Origin of the sequence: Bacillus sp. FSL R5-0659, from assembly GCF_038008785.1 — a bacterium.
GTDB classification, from domain to species: domain Bacteria; phylum Bacillota; class Bacilli; order Bacillales; family Bacillaceae; genus Bacillus; species Bacillus safensis.
This window is the reverse complement of the sequence record NZ_JBBOZU010000001.1, coordinates 416,796-434,247: the sequence shown is the minus strand read 5'-3', so window position 1 is coordinate 434,247 and position 17,452 is coordinate 416,796. Positions and strand designations below refer to the sequence as shown.

Below are 17,452 nucleotides of genomic sequence, written 5' to 3'. Positions count from 1 at the left end.
AGGAGGAAGCTACATGGTAAACATACAAGAAAATAAAAATTTAGCTGGTAAAGTAGCTGTCATAACAGGAGGAAGTGGCGTACTTTGCAGCGCCATGGCAAAGGAACTTGCTAGACATGGCGTGTCTGTTGCCATTTTAAATAGAACAGTCGAAAAAGGTGAAAAGGTAGCCGAAGAAATTAACCTTATGGGCGGGAAAGCGATTGCGATTAAATGTGATGTTCTGAATAAAGAGAGTGTTGAACAAGCCGAGAAGATTGTAACAGAGGAATTAGGCAATTGTACAATATTGATAAATGGAGCTGGTGGTAACCACTCCAGTGCAAATACAACCAATGAAATATTTCAAACAGAAGACCTTACTAATCCTAAGGTAAATACTTTTTTTCATTTAAGTACAGATAGTGTACAAAATGTATTTGATTTAAATTTTATGGGGACTTTTATTCCTACACAAATTTTCACTAAAAATATGGTTCATCGAAAGGGAGCAGTTGTCATCAACATGTCATCTATGAGTGCCCCTTCTCCAATGACCAAAGTGCCTGCTTATAGCGCGGCAAAAGCAGCAATTGAAAATTTCACCAAATGGTTAGCTGTTCATATGGCCGAGGCAGGAATTAGAGTAAATGCCATTGCACCGGGCTTCTTTTTAACCTCACAAAATAAAAACCTTCTCCTAACTGAAGAAGGAGATTATACAGAGAGGTCTCATAAGATTATTTCGAACACACCAATGAGAAGGTTTGGTACGCCAGAAGATCTTCTTGGTACCCTATTATGGCTTGTTGATGATCATATGTCAGCATTTGTTACCGGCGTGACCATTCCTGTTGATGGAGGTTTTATGGCGTATTCAGGTGTTTAATATTTTTATTTTTTTCCTTGTCATACATCTTTATTTTATATGTTTTTTTAAATTTATAAGTAGGCTTGGAAAGGAGAAATAAGAATGCAGACTGAGAACAGGAAACTAACACTCAAAAATTATATTGGTTATGGAACAATGGATTTATTTGGAGGGGGAGCATTCGCTATCATAGGCGCATGGATGTTATATTTTTTTATTACATACTGTGGTCTTACCCCTGTTGAAGCAGGATCTATTATTGCAATTGCTCGTATTATTGATGCGATAGCAAGCCCAATTATGGGCCATATCACTGACAATTTTGGTCGTACAAAACTTGGGAAAAAATTTGGACGACGCAGGTTCTTTTTACTAATTGGAAGCCCTTTGATGGTTATTTATTCTCTTCTTTGGATTTCTGATATGAATTACTGGTACTATTTAACGGTTTATATTTTGTTAGAATTCCTTGCAGCAATGGTATTAATTCCATTTGAAACACTTGGAGCTGAAATGACGAATGATTTTAATGCACGGACCAAGCTCTCAACAATAAGATTAATCTACTCAGGACTAGGAACATTTTTAGCTACCTTTATTCCAGGCAGATTATTCGAAATATTCGGAAAAGATTCACCTCAAGTTTTTCTTTACAATGGAATTATCTTCACCTTTATTTTTATGGCTGCATTATTAATTACACATAGAACAACATGGGAACGTAAAATAGAAGAAGACATGATAGAACCTGATGGTGTAGAAAAAGTACCTGCTATAGAATCCATAAAAAAAGTCATCATTGACTTAACATCTACTTTTAGAATTAGAAGTTTCCGTCAGCACCTCACGATGTATATTTGTTCGTTTACTGCCATGGATATTTTAAACGCTGTCTTTGTCTACTTTGTTGTGTTTTCTTTAAATAAAGATGCAGTGCTCGCAGCCGATTTATTATCTATTGGTTCATTACTTCAAATGGTATGTACCATATTGTTTGGTTGGCTCGTGATTAAAATAGGTCCTGCGCCATCTTTGAAAATATCTTATACTGCTATTATTACATGTATCAGTGGTTATATATTTTTATACTTCACACAACCAACTTATATGATTATAGCGCTGTATGCTTTCTCTGTTATTTTAGGCATCGGAAAGAGTGGATTATATTATATACCATGGAATATTTACACTTTCATTCCTGATGTAGATGAAATGGTCACTCGTAAAAGAAGAGAAGGAATATTTGCAGGTATTATGACGTTTACACGCAAGAGTACTACAGCTTTAGCCACATTCTTGGTGGGAGTTATTTTACAGGAAAGTGGATTCGTTGCAAGCGCGACGACACAGTCTACGACAGCAATAAATGGGATTGTAGGTATTCTGTTTTTCGGAACTGTAGGGCTAGTCGGTATTAGTTTAGTTATTTCATTTAAATTTAAATTATCTAAGAAAACGCATTCCATTATGATTAATGAAATTAATAGGTTAAAGAATAATGGTTCAATGGAACAGGCTGATGATGAAACAAGAAGTGTTTTGAAAGCGCTAACAGGATGGGATTACGAGAAGCTTTGGGGTAATAATAACGTAGGATATCAGAATAAGCGCCAAAATTTTGAACAACAAGATTTTAAACAGCAGGATATGAACTAACTTTTGTTGTTAGTTGAGAACTTCCAGAATCACTTCAAAAAAAAACACCTTCAGATTGATATCAGAGGTGTTTTTAAATTTCTTAAATTTAGTGTTTTTTGATTTTAAAACCGAATCTCATCATCTCCATGGATTTGCAGCTTCAGCGGCTCACTTTGTGCCTGATGCTTTTTCACATAGCGATGGTAGACAACATATCCAATGATCATGAGCGGTACGCCGACATATAGCCCGATGCGCTGCTCTTGATCAAAGGCAAGGCTGACCAAAACGATGGTATTCAGTGTAATCGCAATGATTGGCAGCACCGGATAAAGAGGCGTTTTAAATTTTAAGTTTTCCAGCTTTCCGCCTGCTTTCAAATATTTTCTACGGAAAAGAAGCTGTGATAATGTAATCGTGATCCAGCCTGTCTGGGCACTCATTCCGGCAATGGACACGATCCAGGCAAATACCGTTTTCTCTGCAAAAAAACCGGATAACAGCGAAATCCCTGTAAACAGGAACGTGAGCAGTAAGGCATTCATCGGAATACCGCGCTGATTGACGCGTCTAAATGCTTTTCCTGCCATTCCTTCCTTCGATAAGGAATACAGCATTCTTGTCGATGCATACAAGCCAGAGTTTGCAACAGATAATAAAGCAATAATAATGACAAAGTTCATGATGTCTGCCGCAAAAGGAATGCCCGTTCTCTCAAACACAGTAACAAATGGACTTTGCAGCACACTGGCTTCCTTCCAAGGCACCATACCGGCTAAGACGAAAATAGATAAGACGAAAAAGACAAGTGTACGCCATACGGTTTGATGGATCGAACGGGGAACGGTTTTCTCAGGGTTTTCACTTTCTCCTGCCGCAATCCCGATCAGCTCTGTTCCCTGAAACGAAAAATTCACCGTAATCATCGTGACCACAACGGCCAGCAGACCATTTGGAAACAGCCCATCATTCACAAAATGGCTGAAGTAAGGGGCGGGTTCACCGCTCGTTGTATCAATAAACCCAAACATCGCCGCTCCGCCTACGCCAATAAAGAGTAAAATGGCAATAATCTTAATGGTAGAAAAGAAAAACTCCGACTCCCCGAACGCTTTCGCTGACCGGGCATTTAATAAGAAAAGACAGAGTCCGAATATGAGACACCAAATCCACACATCTACTTGCGGCAGCCAGCGCCTCATCAGCTGTCCTGCTGATAAGAACTCAAGGGCGACCGTTGCCGCCCAGCCGAGCCAATAAATCCAGCCGACAGCAAAACCCGCTGCCGGGCTGACAAATTTCGTCGCATACGTATGAAACGACCCCGACACAGGAAGTGCAACCGACAGCTCCCCAAGACACAGCATGGTTAAATACATGATCAATCCGCCCACAATATATGAAAGAACGGCTCCGACTGGCCCTGCTTGTCCAATCGTATAGCCCGTTCCTAAGAAAAAGCCTGTCCCAATGACACCGCCAAGTGAAATCATAAATAAATGGCGGGAGGTCATCGCCCTTTTCAATTGATCGGGCTGATTTCGTCCAACATCCACAATGATGCCCTCCTTCTTCTAAGATGCTCTGTTATTAAAACATGTCTCCATGTGATTCATTCCATTTTCAAAACAACCTACTAATTATACATCTTTTATAATAAATATGCTTCCTTCTATGGTCACTGTCTCAAAGTCTTTATTTTAGTAATGTTCGCACAAATAAACTGAATGGCTTTTTAGGTTTGAAAGAAATGGGTTGCGGGCATAAAGTTGGTGAGATTCGCTCAAGCTAGTTTCAAATGCTTTACTTTTAGGTTGCTTCTCTGTAAGATCATATGTTGTAAATACCAACAAGAAAAGTGGGGAATAAAATGAAAAAAATGTTCTTTGCCATTATTTTAGGCGCTTGTGTTGCATTGATCACGGCATGTGGATCTGGTGCAAGCGACAACGCGAATAAACAATCTGGGTCTAAGGAATCAGGAGACCTTTGGAAATCCATTCAGGATAAAGGTGTATTAACCATTGGAACTGAGGGTACTTATGCTCCTTTCACTTTCCATGACAAAAAGACAGATAAATTAACTGGCTACGATGTAGAAGTCATCACTGAAGTAGCAAAACGCCTTGACTTAAAACCTGAATTCAAAGAAACACAATGGGACAGTATGTTTGCTGGACTGAATGCAAAACGTTTTGACGTGGTAGCGAACCAAGTTGGGAAAACTGGCCGTGAAAATCAATACGATTTCTCTGATAAATACACGACATCTCAAGCTATTGTTGTGACAAAATCAGATAATAACGACATCAAGAAACTATCTGATGTTAAAGGCAAAAAAGCAGCACAATCGTTAACAAGTAACTACAACAAACTAGCAACAGATGCTGGTGCTAAGATCGAAGGCGTTGAAGGTCTTGCGCAATCCATTCAATTGATTCAGCAAGGACGTGCTGATCTGACGTTCAATGACAAATTGGCTGTATTGAATTACTTGAAAACAAGCGGTAACAAAAACCTAAAAGTTGCATTTGAAACAGGAGATCCTCAAGAAACTTATTTCGCATTCAGAAAAGGCAGCGGCGAAGTCGTTGACAAAGTGAATGGCGCATTAAAAGAAATGAAAAAAGACGGTACACTCGCTAAGATTTCTAAGAAATGGTTTGGTGAAGATGTTACAAAATAACATCCTAGGAGTCGTCATTCCTTGGGATCTTCTTCAGCAATCTTTTTGGCCAATGGTGATGCAGGGGATTTATTATACAATTCCCCTCGCCATCATTGCCTTTATTATTGGTATTTTTATCGCGCTTGTGACAGCTCTTGCGAGAATGTCTAAAATTAAAGCCCTCAGATGGATTTTCTCCATCTATGTGTCGGCCGTTCGCGGAACGCCGCTTTTTGTGCAATTGTTTATTATTTTCTATTTCTTTCCGACATTTAATATCACACTGGATCCATATCCAAGTGCCATTATTGCTTTTTCTTTAAACGTAGGTGCGTATGCGTCGGAAATTATCCGTGCATCCGTCCTGTCTGTTCCAAAAGGACAATGGGAAGCAGGTTATTCCATTGGGATGACACATCGCAAAACGCTCGTCCGCGTGATTTTACCGCAGGCTGTGCGTGTATCGATTCCACCGCTGTCTAATTCATTCATTAGCTTGGTGAAGGATACATCCCTTGCCTCCCAAATTCTCGTGGCAGAGATGTTCCGTAAATCACAGGAGATTGCTGCGGCGAACTTGGATCAGATCTTGTTTATTTATATGGAAGCAGCCCTCATCTATTGGGTATTCTGCTTTATTCTATCGCTCGTTCAGCATCAAATTGAAAAACGACTTGATCGATATGTCGCAAGGTAAGGAGGGAACGACATGCTAACAGTCAAAGGTCTCAAGAAATCCTTTGGTGAAAATGAGATTTTAAAGTCGATTGATTTTTCGATCAACAAAGGGCAGGTTGTGGCCATTCTTGGTCCATCTGGATCTGGGAAAACAACGATGCTTCGCTGTTTAAATGCACTTGAAATACCAAATGGCGGCTCCTTTACCTTCGATGATTTCTCGATTGATTTTTCGAAAAAAAATAAATCAGCTGATCTGCTAAAGCTACGCCGGAAATCAGGAATGGTATTTCAGGATTATCACCTGTTTCCTCACCGTACAGTGCTTGAAAATGTCATGGAAGGTCCTGTCCAGGTGCAGCGCCGTCCAAAGGAAATGGTTCGAAAAGAAGCCATTCAGCTCTTGCAAAAGGTCGGTCTTGAGGATAAAAAAGACCTGTATCCATTTCAGCTCTCAGGCGGTCAAAAGCAGCGTGTCGGGATTGCCCGTGCACTTGCCATTCAGCCAGAGCTTATGCTTTTTGATGAACCAACCTCTGCGCTTGACCCTGAGCTTGTCGGGGAAGTTTTAAAGGTCATGAAGGATCTAGCAAAGGAAGGCTGGACCATGGCGGTTGTCACACATGAAATCAAGTTTGCCCAAGAAGTAGCAGACGAAGTGATTTTTATTGATGGCGGCGTCATCGTCGAACAAGGTCCTCCGGAAGAAATCTTCAAACGACCAAAGGAAGAACGAACAAAACAATTCTTAAACCGGATTTTGAATCCAGTATGATGAAAAAAGGCTGTTCTCACGTGGTGAGGACAGCCTTTTTTTATATCTCTTTTTGCAGGCGAAGCGCCAGTAAATCTTGCAGGAGCAGCCTTGCTCCCTCTGGACTGATGACCACACCGCCGGATAGCACCTTATTGGAACACGTCACTTGCCCTGTTACGATACAAGGTTTGTCCTGCCAATACGGCTTCATCACAATTTGATCTTCTTCTCTGTAAATCTCCATAAAATCTTGCGGATGAATGTTCAACCGTTTTCTCATCTCTGTCGGAAGAACAATTCTCCCAAACTTATCTATATATTTAACATAATCGTTATTTAACAAATTGACCCCCTCCTGCATCTCTACATATAGATGATTCCCTCTTTATGAAGGGATTAAGCGATCAAATCGGTTAATCTGCAGGCTGTTACAGTGACTAAATACGCTTCCCATATATGATGTATCTGTTTGGTGCAGGACCAATATAGGAAAAAGGGTAACATGTGGTGAGGATAAGTTCTTCCTTTTCCTGTTGTAACGTAATAATTGTTTGATCATCTTTCTTCACTATCTTTGTTTTCTCGATTTCATAGGCAAAACGTCCATATGAAAGCTCGATAATCAATTGATCTCCCTTCACAAGTTCTCCTGTTCGTCTAAACACCGTATCACGATGCCCAGATAGAACGATTTGTCCGTGCTCGTTTGGAAAATAACTCTCGTGAAAGTGACCAACGCCTTTTGCTAAATCATCTGCATCTGTTCCTTCTACAATCGGTAACTCAGCTTTTAGCTTTGGGATGTGCAAAAGCCCAATCGCTTCACCAGTCTGCGGCGCAAAAGGGGAATCTGTTTTCCCCTTTTGCTGAATGGCTGCTTGTGCAGACTGAAATGACTGATCTACTTCTTTTTGCCCATCAACGATATTCAAATATCCTACAATCGCAAGACAAAGCCCTGCTATGATCAATATCGCTGAGATGAATTTTTGAAACATGACCGGTTATCCGTTTCTTTTTCTTCTGTTCCAGACGATAAGAGCTGCACCTATTAATACGAGTGCAAAACCTGCTAGTAAAAGGTTGTACATCGCAGTTGCAGTATTCGGAAGATGATGACCAGGTGTCTCCGTTTCTGAATTAGAAGGCGTATCTGGATTAGTAGGCGTATCCGGATTTGCTGGCACCTCTGGCTTATGCGGTGGTTCTACAGTTGTTGAGTTTTCAGGGTTGTCTGGATCGTCTACATTCTCACCACTTACGACTGCGATATTTTGAATGGTTTTCCCTTCAGATCCTTTGGCAACCTTCGCCTTAAATGTGACTGTATGCCAATCTGTATCTTTGATATCGCCAAATTGACCAGTTACTGTGCCTTTTGTGTAATTTCCATTGTCGTCATCTTTTGCATCTGTCGCGGCTTGTCCATCCACTTTTAGTGAACCTTCGACATATTGAAGACCTTCTGGTAGTTTATCTGCGATGACTAGATCTTTGATGACACTGTCTTCTACACTATTTTTTGTTTTGATGGTGTAAAGGAGCGTGTCGCCTGCCTGTACTTGTTTTTCATCTGTATTGCCTTTTGCTTTTTGAGAGATCTCAGATGTTTTTTCTGATTCAAGCTTTGGATCTCTTGGATCAATTTTTGTTTCTGTTGATGGCTCTTCTGGCGGCGTGTTTTCGCCTGTTACTTTCGCTGTGTTTTGAATGCTTTTACCTGATTGGCCTTTTGCGACTTTCGCTTCAAAGGTCACTGTATGCCAGTCCGTATCTTTGATATCGCCAAATTGACCGGTTACTGTGCCTTTTGTGTATTCTCCATTGTCATCATCTTTTGCATCTGTCGCGGCTTGTCCATCCACTTTTAGCGACCCTTCGACATATTGAAGACCTTCTGGTAGTTTATCTGCGATGACTAGATCTTTGATGACACTGTCTTCTACACTATTTTTTGTTTTGATAGTGTAAAGGAGAGTGTCGCCTGCCTGTACTTGTTTTTCATCTGTATTGCCTTTTGCTTTTTGAGAGATTTCAGATGTTTTTTCTGATTCAAGCTTTGGATCTCTTGGATCAATTTTTGTTTCGGTTGATGGCTCTTCTGGCGGCGTGTTTTCGCCTGTTACTTTTGCTGTGTTTTGAATGCTTTTACCTGATTGGCCTTTTGCGACTTTCGCTTCAAAGGTCACTGTATGCCAGTCCGTATCTTTGATATCGCCAAATTGACCGCTTACTGTGCCTTTTGTGTAGTCTCCGTTATCGTCATCTTTTGCATCTGTTGCGGCTTGTCCATCTACTTTTAGTGAACCTTCGACATATTGAAGACCTTCTGGCAATTCATCGGAAATCACGAGATTGTTGACGATGCTGTCTTCTTCAAGATTCTTTGTTTTGATCGTATAAAGAAGGGTATCGCCTACCTGTGGTGTCTTTTTATCTGTGTTGCCCTCTGCCTTTTTCTGAATGCCCGCTGATTTTTCTGATGTTAGTTTTGGGTCACGAGGGTAAATTTTTGTTTCGGTTGATGGCTCTTCTGGCGGTGTGTTTTCGCCTGTGACGCTAGCTGTGTTTTGAATGTCTTGACCAGCCTGTCCCTTTTCAACTGTTACTTCAAACGTCACGTTGTGCCAGTCCGTATCCTTCACATCACCAAAAGATCCTGTAACCTTTCCATCTGTGTAGTCTCCGCTATCATCGTCTTTTACGTCCGTGACGGATTCTCCATCAATTTGCAGGGATCCAGTGACATACTTCAGTCCTTTTGGTAATTGATCTGAAATGACTAAATCTTTAATCAAACTGTCTTCTATCGTATTCTTTGTTTTAATCGTATAAAGAAGGGTATCGCCTACTTCTGGATGTTTCTCATCTTTGTTACCTTCTGCTTTTTTCTGCAAGACCGCTGATTTTTCTGATTCAAGCTTTGGATCTCGCGGATAGATTTCTGTTTTTGTTGTCGGTTTCTCTGGTGGTGTGTTGCCCCCTGTGACATTGGCTGTATTTTGAATGTCTTTGCCTGATTGTCCTTTTTCAACCGTCACTTCAAACGTCACCGTATGCCAATCTGTATCCTTAATGTCGCCAAATTGTCCTGAAATGGCTCCGTTTGTAAAGTCTCCGTTATCGTCATCCTTTGCGTCTGTGACTGTATCTCCATCCACCTGTAGTGAATTCGGTACATATGCCAATCCTTCCGGCAGTTCATCTGAGATCACTAAGTTTTCAACGAGACTGTCTTCTTTCGTATTCTTTGTTTTAATTGTATAAAGAAGAGTGTCACCAACCTCTGGATGCTTCTCATCTGTGTTACCTTCTGCTTTTTTCTGTAAGACGGCTGATTTTTCTGATGTTAGCTTCGGGTCACGAGGATAGATTTCTGTTTTTGTTGTCGGTTTCTCTGGTGGTGTGTTACCGCCTGTGACACTCGCTGTATTTTGAATGTCTTTGCCTGCCTGACCTTTGTTAACCGTCACTTCGAACGTCACTGTATGCCACTTCGCATCTTTCACTTCACCGAACGTTCCAGTAACAGTTCCATCTGTTATATCGCCGTTGTCATCATCTTTTGTATCCGTGACTGGATTTCCATCTACCTGAAGTGAATTTGGTACATATGATAATCCTTGAGGTAAATTATCAGAAATGACAAGTTCTTCAATGAAGCTATCTTCAACAGCATTACGGGCTTGGATGGTATAAAGCAATGTGTCGCCTACTTCTGGATGCTTCTCATCTGTGTTGCCCTCTGCTTTTTTCTGCAAGACCGCCGATTTTTCTGATTCAAGCTTTGGATCTCGAGGATAGATTTCTATATCTGTTGTTGGATTGCCTGGTGGTGTGTTCTCCCCTTTTACATTGGCAGTATTTTTAATATCCTTGCCTGCCTGACCTTTTCCTACTGTCGCTTCAAATGTCACAGTGTGCCAATCGGTATCTTTCACGTCACCTACTTGTCCTGCAACAGTGCCGTTTGTATAATCACCTTTGTCTTGATCTTTTGCATCTGTTACACTGGCACCATCTACCTTAAGTGAGCCTGCAACATAGCTTAAACTGCTTGGAAGCTGATCTGAAATGATTAGATTTTTAAGAATGCCGTATTGTACTGTATTTTTGGCTCTAATTGTATAAAGAAGGGTATCGCCTACTTCTGGATGCTTCTCATCCGTGTTGCCCTCTGCTTTTTTCTGTAAGACAACTGATTTTTCTGATTCAAGCTCTGGCGGATATGGATCAAATTCTGGTTTTACACGTGAAGCTAGGTCGTAAGATAATGTATCACCTACAGTGCCCATATATGTTGTACTTAATGTTTTCGCATCAAGTGTAAAAAGAGTGGAATGACCAATGGATTCATTTAATCCTGACTGTAATAGCATTTGTCCATTTGGCAAAAAGCTAATTCCCCGAACGCCTCCGTCAATCGTTTTACCATCCGCATTTTTAATTGGAATGACACGAATGACCTCTGCTGTATCAGGGTTCATTTGTGCAATGGCACCACTGCCATTGGATGCGAACCAAAGATAACCGTCCTTATCAACGACAAGGTCTCCGCCAACGCCAGACCCAATCTCATAGCCTACGATTTTTTTGGCCGTTTTTTTACCCGTAACTAAATCGTACGTTCCAAGGAAATACTCACCATTAGAAGCATAAGAATATATATATTTATCTTGATACACAACGGCATTAGTAGCACCTTCAGGTAATTTGGTTACGATCTCTGCCTGCCCTGAGGTCGCATTTATTTTATATAGACTAGGGCTACCGATATTATCTGCAGTTGCATATACAACATTTTCTCGATCACTTACAGCAACACCATTCACTGCACCTACATCGATTCCTTTCACCTGTACACTAGCTTTTACGTTTGTTGGGTTATTTCCATCAAGCTGCTGAAGAACCAGCGGTCTACTCCCAAACATATAGGAATCCGTATTGTTCACAACAACCGTCCCCGCGGCTTTCGTCACAGCTGGTGAGACCGTTAATAAATTTCCAATAATCAGCACCAAAATAAGAAATAACTGACTTGTTCTTTTCAATATATTCATTTTTTGACCTCCCCTTTTTCTTGCTTTATATCGTAATGGTATGTACCAGTTCACCTCCCACACTTTGGTAAAGAATATCAGTAACATTTCAAAAGTAACAACATGACTAAATGACTAATTTCGACAAAAATAGACCTTTAGTAACAGGTGCCTCTCAACGTTTGATTTGCATATGTTTTTTCCAATAAAATGATCTTTTTTTATCGTAAACCTCCGTATTTTCCAACAGGTCTAATGACACAGTTTACATACAATCTCTTCTATCTAAAGATAATTATTCTTTAATTGGTTTAGATTATTTTTTTGTCAAAATATATTGAATTTTTTTCTTTTTCTTTTAAAAGGAGGGAATTAATGGCTTGGTTTGGTAAAAAAAACAATTCGAAAGTCTTGCTGTTTGTTTTGATGTTTTGACCTTTACAAATCAAAAAAATTCTTTTTGGAGTAAGCGATTACAATTGAGCAAAGCCATTTAAAGGGGTGTGAGAGTATGTTACGATGGAAATCGAGTGTTTAAGAAAGAAGGGAATGCTTTTGAAGCGGGAACATCTTTTACGTTGGTTTTTTTATTTTGTTGGATTGATCGTACTAGCTTTTGGACTATCGCTGACAGTGAAAGGGAAGATCCTTGGGATTGGTCCTTGGGACGCTTTCCACTACGGACTGTTTCAGCATTTTGGACTCACAATTGGACAATGGTCCATTATCATTGGTGCACTTATTGTGACACTGACTTCTTTTTTCACGAAATCTTTTCCAAAGATCGGCGCTTTACTGAATATGGTGCTGATTGGTGTGTTTATTGATTTCTTTAATGCGATATTACCTGCACCACATGGGTATTTACCGGCTTTATATGTATTTATTACGGGTGTTGTAGTTTCTGGATACGGTGTTGGCATTTATGTCTCAGCCAATCTTGGCGCTGGGCCAAGGGATTCATTAATGCTGCTCATCTCAGCGAAAACGGGACTGAACGTACAGTGGGTTCGAAATGGCATTGAGTTAACAGTGCTTTTATTTGCATGGATGCTCGGCGGACCGATTGGCATTGGAACGATTTTGACTGCGATCTTCACAGGTCTTGTCCTTCGTTTTTCCTTGCCGCAATCGACACGACTCCTGCAGCTGCTCATTACAAAAACAGCAGAGAAACCTGTTCAAACCCTTACTAGATGAGAACAAGCCATTCTAAGATCAGAATGGCTTTTCTTGTGTTAAAATAAAAAAACAGAATATTCATACATAGGAGTTGGAGATCTCATGCAGCTTTTCCACTATCATTACTGGACACCATTTGTTGAAGAGACAGAACAAGCGTATCGTTCGCTGGGCTTTGAGGTAAAAGGACGTTTCACAAAGGATGGTTCCTTTCATCCCCCGCTCACATGGGATGATTTTAGAGATAAGCAGCCGACCTTTCGAATCATCGAAATGAGAAAAGGTCAGATCAATATCACATTCGGATATAGTAAAAAAGTCTTGTTTGATCACATCGGCTTCCTTGTCCCAAACGAAGAATATGATCAGCTGCTTGCACAAGCTAAAGAATTAAACTGGCCTGTCCAAGAAGGGGAACGGAGAACGTTTCTTTCGACACCTCTTCGTTTAAGGCTTGAATTACAGCGGCGTACAGATGTCATTGAAACTGGAAACGATGCGCTGCATGCTATGACAATTGCTATTCCTGATTTGTCACAGACACCTAAAGTGGATCAGCTGCTATCACCTTTGAATCAGCCCATTCACTGGCAAAAAGGAGAACGCCTTTCCCTGCTTGATGTGGTCATGACGGATATTGATAAAATGGAGACAATTGATCCGAATGGTGTACACATTATGAAACAGACATAAAAGCAGCGAGGCTCGCTGTCCTTTTTACATTAATGGACCCTTTTGCACGTCACTCTCCAATGGTACAATGAATGTAAAAAATTAGAGGTTCGTTATGAAGATATTTGCTATCCAATTACAACACTTAGATGAAATCAATGCACAACAACAAATAGAGCGTTTGAAGCTCTTTGTGTCATCTGAAAAGCGTGTAGCGGCTGATCGCTTTCGTTTTTTGATCGATGCCAGAAGAACCTTGTTAGGTGAGGTGCTGGTTCGTCAAACGATACATGATATGTACGATCTGCCTATGGATCAGATCGTTTTTGAAACTGAGGGCAATGGCAAGCCTGTCGTCCGGCAGCTTCCTTCTTTTCATTTTAATCTTTCTCATTCTGGCGATTGGGTCGTTTGCGCAGTAGATGATGCACCTGTTGGCATTGATATTGAGGAAATCAAACCTATTGATCTGGCGATTGCCAAGCGATTTTTTTCAGCGGATGAGTATCAGGATTTACTCTCACAGCCGGCAGAGCGGCAGGAAGCCTATTTCTTTCATCTATGGTCAATGAAGGAGGCTTTTATCAAACTGACTGGAAAAGGATTATCCTATGGTCTTTCGTCCTTTACAGCCCGTCTTTCAGAGGATGGACAGGCTACGTTGACATTACCTGATCATGAAACGCCTTGCTTTGTTCAAACATATTCAATTGATCCTGCCTACCAAATGGCGGTATGCACACGAAAGTCTGCTGCGGCTGATAGCGTTGAGAGACTCACTTGCAGTGATGTACTGTCCCGCCTTTAATAACGCGTGATTTGCTGAAATACCGTCTTTAATAGATCGACTCCGCGTGTGATCTGCTCTTCTTTCACCTGCCAGATGTTCAGCTGAAAAATCGGGTCCTTTTGATAGGCCTTCAGGTAATGGCGGTCAATTGGCTGAATGGAAACAGATGCCTTTTTCAGCTGCTGAATGAGCTGGTTCATGGGAATCGACCGGTCGACACGTACATGTGTATGGGTAGCCGGCTCCTGTTCTCCCAGCTGATAAGCGCCCTGATCATTTTTTAAACTTGCTCCGAGCTGCTTGGAGCGATTTCGATAGCTCGCCCGCATTCTGTCTCTATGCCGCTCAAACATCCCGCTTTTTAAATATATTTCTAAAGCTGCCTGGGACAGCATAGAGCTGTCGATATCAATGAGCCGTTTGTGTTCGCTAAAAGGAGTAATCAGTTCTTCAGGTAAGACGACCGCTCCTGTTCGCAGCCCCGGAAAAATGATTTTAGAAAAGCTTTTCAAATAAATAACCTTTCCTGCCTGATCGTATGAATAAATCGGGTCTCTTTTTGTGTCGAATTCTAAATCTGCTATATAATCATCCTCAACAATGTAGACATCATATTTCTCTGCAAGGGCTGCTATCGCTCTTTTTTCTTGCTTTGATAAACTCGTTCCAAGCGGGTTTTGAAATCGTGGCATCGTATAGAAAAAACGAATCTCCTCTTCTCGAAAGATACGCTCTAATTCGATCAGATCGATCCCTTTTTCCGTCCGCTGAATTCCGCGCACAGGCAATTGGTTTTTCTCTAAATATTGGAGATATAAGTGATAACCCGGCTGTTCTACAAGTATAGTTTGTTTTCCATTCGGAAAAGGGATGGTGCTTAAAATGGATAACGCGAGCTGAATACCAGAGGTCATGACGATCTGTTCTGGTTGAGCAAACACTTGATAATCCATTAATCGCTTTGAAATGACTGGCAGCAGAGATGGTAAACCGTTGGCTGTGCCGTAAATAAATAAGTCGTTTTGATACAAATCGATCGCTTGATTGATGCAGTGCTGAAAATCGACATACGGAAACACCACGGGATCAGGTGCAGAGGAAGCAAAATCAATCCATGTGCCATCCTGCTTACCAACTGATTGCTTCGTTTTCACGACATAATAGCCGCTTCTTTCTACAGAATACAGCAGATGTTCACGCTCCAATGTGTCTAGCGCTTTGATAACAGTGCTTTTACTCACTGCATATTGAGCCGCTAAGTGGCGAATGGAGGGAATTTTCATTCCAGCGCTGTACTCCCCTGAATCCATTTTTTCTTTTAAACTCAAGACAAGCTGATCATATTTCCTCACGCCTTTTCCTCCTTGTACCGGTACAGATATTATGTTCTCTTATTGTACACGTTAGATGTTCCGATTACGATAGAAGAACAGAACCGGTCAATTCATTTGAAGCATGCATGCTCATGTAAGGAGTCACGTTATGAATATTTCAAAACAAAAAGCGTATGCTGCTGCGATCGCATATGCCTCTATCATTGGTTTTTCCTTTTTGTTTGTCAAAATAGCATTAGAATCAGCAAACCCAATCGATTTATTGGCACACCGCTTTACTGTTTCTTTTTCAGCCGCTCTATTGCTGTATCCATTTTTACGAAAGAAGAATCGCATATCCATTCAATGGCGTGATCTCATTTATATCGTACCGTTTTCCTTGCTTTATCCTGTTTTGTTCTTTGCTTTTCAAGTGTGGGGATTGATGTATACATCTTCTTCAGAGGCTGGCATCATTCAAGCAACGATTCCCATTTTGACGATGCTGCTGGCAGCCTGGTTTTTAAAGGAACGTGCGACATGGATACAAGTGCTGTTTACCCTTCTTTCTGTGTGCGGGGTGATGCTTCTCTTTGTCATGAAGGGAATTGATGTCCAGCATTCTCACTTCATCGGCTATGTGCTGATTTTACTTTCAGCCTTGTCATCCAGTGCATATAGTGTGTTTGCTAGAGTGATTACAAAACGATTCCATGTGATCGAACTCACCTTTGTGATGACCTTCTTTGGCTTTGTCTTTTTCAATGCCGCTGCGCTTATCCGGCATTCGACCAATGGCTCATTGCCGGAGTTTTTCAGTCCATTTACAGATGCATCCTTTGTATGGTCGATGCTCTTTTTAGGTATTCTTTCATCGCTTCTCACGGCGTATTTATCAAACTATGCACTCTCGCACCTAGAAGCGGCAAAGGTCAGCATCTTTAATAATTTATCCGCGTTTATCACAGTCGCCGCCGGGGTTCTCATTTTACACGAAACGATTGATTGGTATCATTTCCTCGGAGGGGTGCTGGTCATTGGCGGGGTGATTGGCGGGAATGTGGTAAAGAAACCGAATTCATAAGAAAAAGCGGCCTCTTTAAAGAGAGCCGCTTTCTTTTTTAATGTCTGATCAATTGTTGCTTGGCTGCAAGCTCAATCACATGTCTCATCTGCTCTGCAAATGGCTCTGGATGTGTGTTGATGTACATGTGGCCTCCATCGAAATCGGTGCGTTCGATGGTTTTTGCCCATTTTAGCCAGCCGCTTGCATCCTTCATGCATTTCTCATCTTGCTTTCCATTGAATAAATAAACAGGTGTGTCGATGATCGATTGATCTGTGTGCTGAAAGGTTTCCAGCGCCCGATAGTCTGCACGCAATGATGGTGTAAAGTAATCCATCATTGGTTTGTTCTCTAGTAATTCCTTTGGAATCCCGCCCATTTCGGCAATATGCTGTACAAATGCGTCATTGGATAAATGCGTCAGCATCTGCCGTTTTGTTTGCGGGGGCTGAATGGCTGAGATCACCACTGCTGCGGGATAAACCCCTTCTTTTTCTAGCAGCTGAGTTAGTCTGTATACCACAAGTCCGCCCATTGAATGTCCGAACAGAATAAATGGACGGTTCAATTTGTTCGTGAGCCCTTCTTTATACAGCTCTGCCAGCCTGTCAATGCTTGATTCAAGCGGCATGAGATTGGTGCCGTGCCCTGGGGGCTCTGCTGCTGTGACTTCGGCCATATCTTTTAGCTGTTCAAAGAGCGGACGGTATGAGGCGGAATATCCGCCGGCAAAAGGAAAACAAATAAGCTGAATGAGATCTGATTTTTTTTCAAAGGTTTTAAATAACTGATTCATACG

General features: G+C 41.2%; 15 protein-coding genes. 9 read left to right on the top strand and 6 right to left on the bottom strand.

Translation table 11 applies throughout. The features are described from left to right. Window positions 1-13 precede the first annotated feature (13 nt). Complete coding sequence (locus NSQ72_RS02075; protein ID WP_126682201.1) at window positions 14-868, top strand: SDR family oxidoreductase; 855 nt, start codon at window positions 14-16, stop codon at window positions 866-868. An 84-nt stretch (window positions 869-952) separates the two neighbouring features. Beyond that, the gene (locus NSQ72_RS02070; RefSeq protein ID WP_064498666.1) at window positions 953-2,506 is read left to right on the top strand and encodes an MFS transporter; all 1,554 of its coding nucleotides are present in this window, start codon (window positions 953-955) and stop codon (window positions 2,504-2,506) included. Window positions 2,507-2,610: 104 nt separating this feature from the next. Here the strand turns inward: NSQ72_RS02070 and NSQ72_RS02065 are convergent, their stop codons facing one another. After that, window positions 2,611-4,044 carry an amino acid permease gene (locus NSQ72_RS02065; protein WP_081258475.1) on the bottom strand — a complete coding sequence of 478 codons (1,434 nt, stop codon included), beginning with the start codon at window positions 4,042-4,044 and terminating at the stop codon, window positions 2,611-2,613. A gap of 314 nt (window positions 4,045-4,358) precedes the next feature. On the opposite strand from NSQ72_RS02065, the gene tcyA reads away from it, so the two are divergent. From tcyA to NSQ72_RS02050, 3 genes are read left to right on the top strand one after another with little or no spacing between them, the layout of a single operon-like run. Beyond that, window positions 4,359-5,174 (top strand): cystine ABC transporter substrate-binding lipoprotein TcyA, encoded by an 816-nt coding sequence (gene tcyA, locus NSQ72_RS02060; protein WP_039176473.1) that lies wholly within the window; start codon window positions 4,359-4,361, stop codon window positions 5,172-5,174. Then, window positions 5,161-5,853, top strand: coding sequence for an amino acid ABC transporter permease (locus tag NSQ72_RS02055; protein ID WP_024424286.1), 693 nt, complete (start codon window positions 5,161-5,163; stop codon window positions 5,851-5,853). Before tcyA ends, NSQ72_RS02055 begins: the two co-directional genes overlap by 14 nt. A 12-nt stretch (window positions 5,854-5,865) precedes the next feature. Next, a complete protein-coding gene (locus NSQ72_RS02050; protein WP_041089051.1) occupies window positions 5,866-6,609 on the top strand; it encodes an amino acid ABC transporter ATP-binding protein in 744 nt (247 codons plus the stop codon). Window positions 6,610-6,649: 40 nt separating this feature from the next. On the opposite strand, the gene NSQ72_RS02045 is transcribed toward NSQ72_RS02050, so the two are convergent. The 3 genes from NSQ72_RS02045 to NSQ72_RS02035 all read right to left on the bottom strand — a co-directional run bounded on the left by NSQ72_RS02045 (window position 6,650) and on the right by NSQ72_RS02035 (window position 11,651). Then, window positions 6,650-6,934, bottom strand: a complete 285-nt coding sequence (locus NSQ72_RS02045) for an AbrB/MazE/SpoVT family DNA-binding domain-containing protein (protein WP_039176465.1) — start codon at window positions 6,932-6,934, stop codon at window positions 6,650-6,652. Window positions 6,935-7,028: 94 nt separating this feature from the next. Beyond that, entirely contained in the window at window positions 7,029-7,589 is a 561-nt protein-coding gene (locus NSQ72_RS02040; protein ID WP_106025706.1) for a class D sortase, read from the bottom strand. Window positions 7,590-7,595: 6 nt separating this feature from the next. After that, window positions 7,596-11,651 (bottom strand): isopeptide-forming domain-containing fimbrial protein, encoded by a 4,056-nt coding sequence (locus NSQ72_RS02035; RefSeq protein WP_341083185.1) that lies wholly within the window; start codon window positions 11,649-11,651, stop codon window positions 7,596-7,598. Between the two features lie 534 nt (window positions 11,652-12,185). Between NSQ72_RS02035 and NSQ72_RS02030 the strand changes: the two genes are divergently transcribed. The 3 genes from NSQ72_RS02030 (at window position 12,186) to NSQ72_RS02020 (ending at window position 14,292) form a co-directional block, all read left to right on the top strand. Next, a complete protein-coding gene (locus NSQ72_RS02030; RefSeq protein WP_099662957.1) occupies window positions 12,186-12,830 on the top strand; it encodes a YczE/YyaS/YitT family protein in 645 nt (214 codons plus the stop codon). An 84-nt stretch (window positions 12,831-12,914) separates the two neighbouring features. Then, window positions 12,915-13,505 (top strand): hypothetical protein, encoded by a 591-nt coding sequence (locus NSQ72_RS02025; protein WP_144491724.1) that lies wholly within the window; start codon window positions 12,915-12,917, stop codon window positions 13,503-13,505. Between the two features lie 94 nt (window positions 13,506-13,599). Further along, entirely contained in the window at window positions 13,600-14,292 is a 693-nt protein-coding gene (locus NSQ72_RS02020; protein WP_073979278.1) for a 4'-phosphopantetheinyl transferase family protein, read from the top strand. Here the strand turns inward: NSQ72_RS02020 and NSQ72_RS02015 are convergent. Then, complete coding sequence (locus NSQ72_RS02015; protein ID WP_341083183.1) at window positions 14,289-15,626, bottom strand: aminotransferase-like domain-containing protein; 1,338 nt, start codon at window positions 15,624-15,626, stop codon at window positions 14,289-14,291. The genes NSQ72_RS02020 and NSQ72_RS02015 overlap by 4 nt on opposite strands. A gap of 130 nt (window positions 15,627-15,756) precedes the next feature. Here NSQ72_RS02015 and NSQ72_RS02010 point away from each other — a divergent pair, with 130 nt between their 5' ends. Then, window positions 15,757-16,671, top strand: coding sequence for a DMT family transporter (locus NSQ72_RS02010; protein WP_144491723.1), 915 nt, complete (start codon window positions 15,757-15,759; stop codon window positions 16,669-16,671). A 37-nt stretch (window positions 16,672-16,708) separates the two neighbouring features. On the opposite strand, the gene NSQ72_RS02005 is transcribed toward NSQ72_RS02010, so the two are convergent. Beyond that, on the bottom strand, window positions 16,709-17,449 hold the full coding sequence (locus tag NSQ72_RS02005; protein ID WP_341083180.1) for a thioesterase II family protein: 741 nt from the start codon (window positions 17,447-17,449) through the stop codon (window positions 16,709-16,711). Window positions 17,450-17,452 lie beyond the last annotated feature (3 nt).

What these genes read in the sequence shown, in the direction of transcription:
- NSQ72_RS02005 (WP_341083180.1), bottom strand. Translation starts at nt 17,449, where the DNA reads ATGAATCAGTTATTTAAAACCTTTGAAAAAAAATCAGATCTCATTCAG.
- NSQ72_RS02075 (WP_126682201.1), top strand. Translation starts at nt 14, where the DNA reads ATGGTAAACATACAAGAAAATAAAAATTTAGCTGGTAAAGTAGCTGTC.
- NSQ72_RS02050 (WP_041089051.1), top strand. Translation starts at nt 5,866, where the DNA reads ATGCTAACAGTCAAAGGTCTCAAGAAATCCTTTGGTGAAAATGAGATT.
- NSQ72_RS02070 (WP_064498666.1), top strand. Translation starts at nt 953, where the DNA reads ATGCAGACTGAGAACAGGAAACTAACACTCAAAAATTATATTGGTTAT.
- NSQ72_RS02055 (WP_024424286.1), top strand. Translation starts at nt 5,161, where the DNA reads ATGTTACAAAATAACATCCTAGGAGTCGTCATTCCTTGGGATCTTCTT.
- NSQ72_RS02025 (WP_144491724.1), top strand. Translation starts at nt 12,915, where the DNA reads ATGCAGCTTTTCCACTATCATTACTGGACACCATTTGTTGAAGAGACA.
- NSQ72_RS02010 (WP_144491723.1), top strand. Translation starts at nt 15,757, where the DNA reads ATGAATATTTCAAAACAAAAAGCGTATGCTGCTGCGATCGCATATGCC.
- NSQ72_RS02035 (WP_341083185.1), bottom strand. Translation starts at nt 11,651, where the DNA reads ATGAATATATTGAAAAGAACAAGTCAGTTATTTCTTATTTTGGTGCTG.
- tcyA (WP_039176473.1), top strand. Translation starts at nt 4,359, where the DNA reads ATGAAAAAAATGTTCTTTGCCATTATTTTAGGCGCTTGTGTTGCATTG.
- NSQ72_RS02020 (WP_073979278.1), top strand. Translation starts at nt 13,600, where the DNA reads ATGAAGATATTTGCTATCCAATTACAACACTTAGATGAAATCAATGCA.
- NSQ72_RS02040 (WP_106025706.1), bottom strand. Translation starts at nt 7,589, where the DNA reads ATGTTTCAAAAATTCATCTCAGCGATATTGATCATAGCAGGGCTTTGT.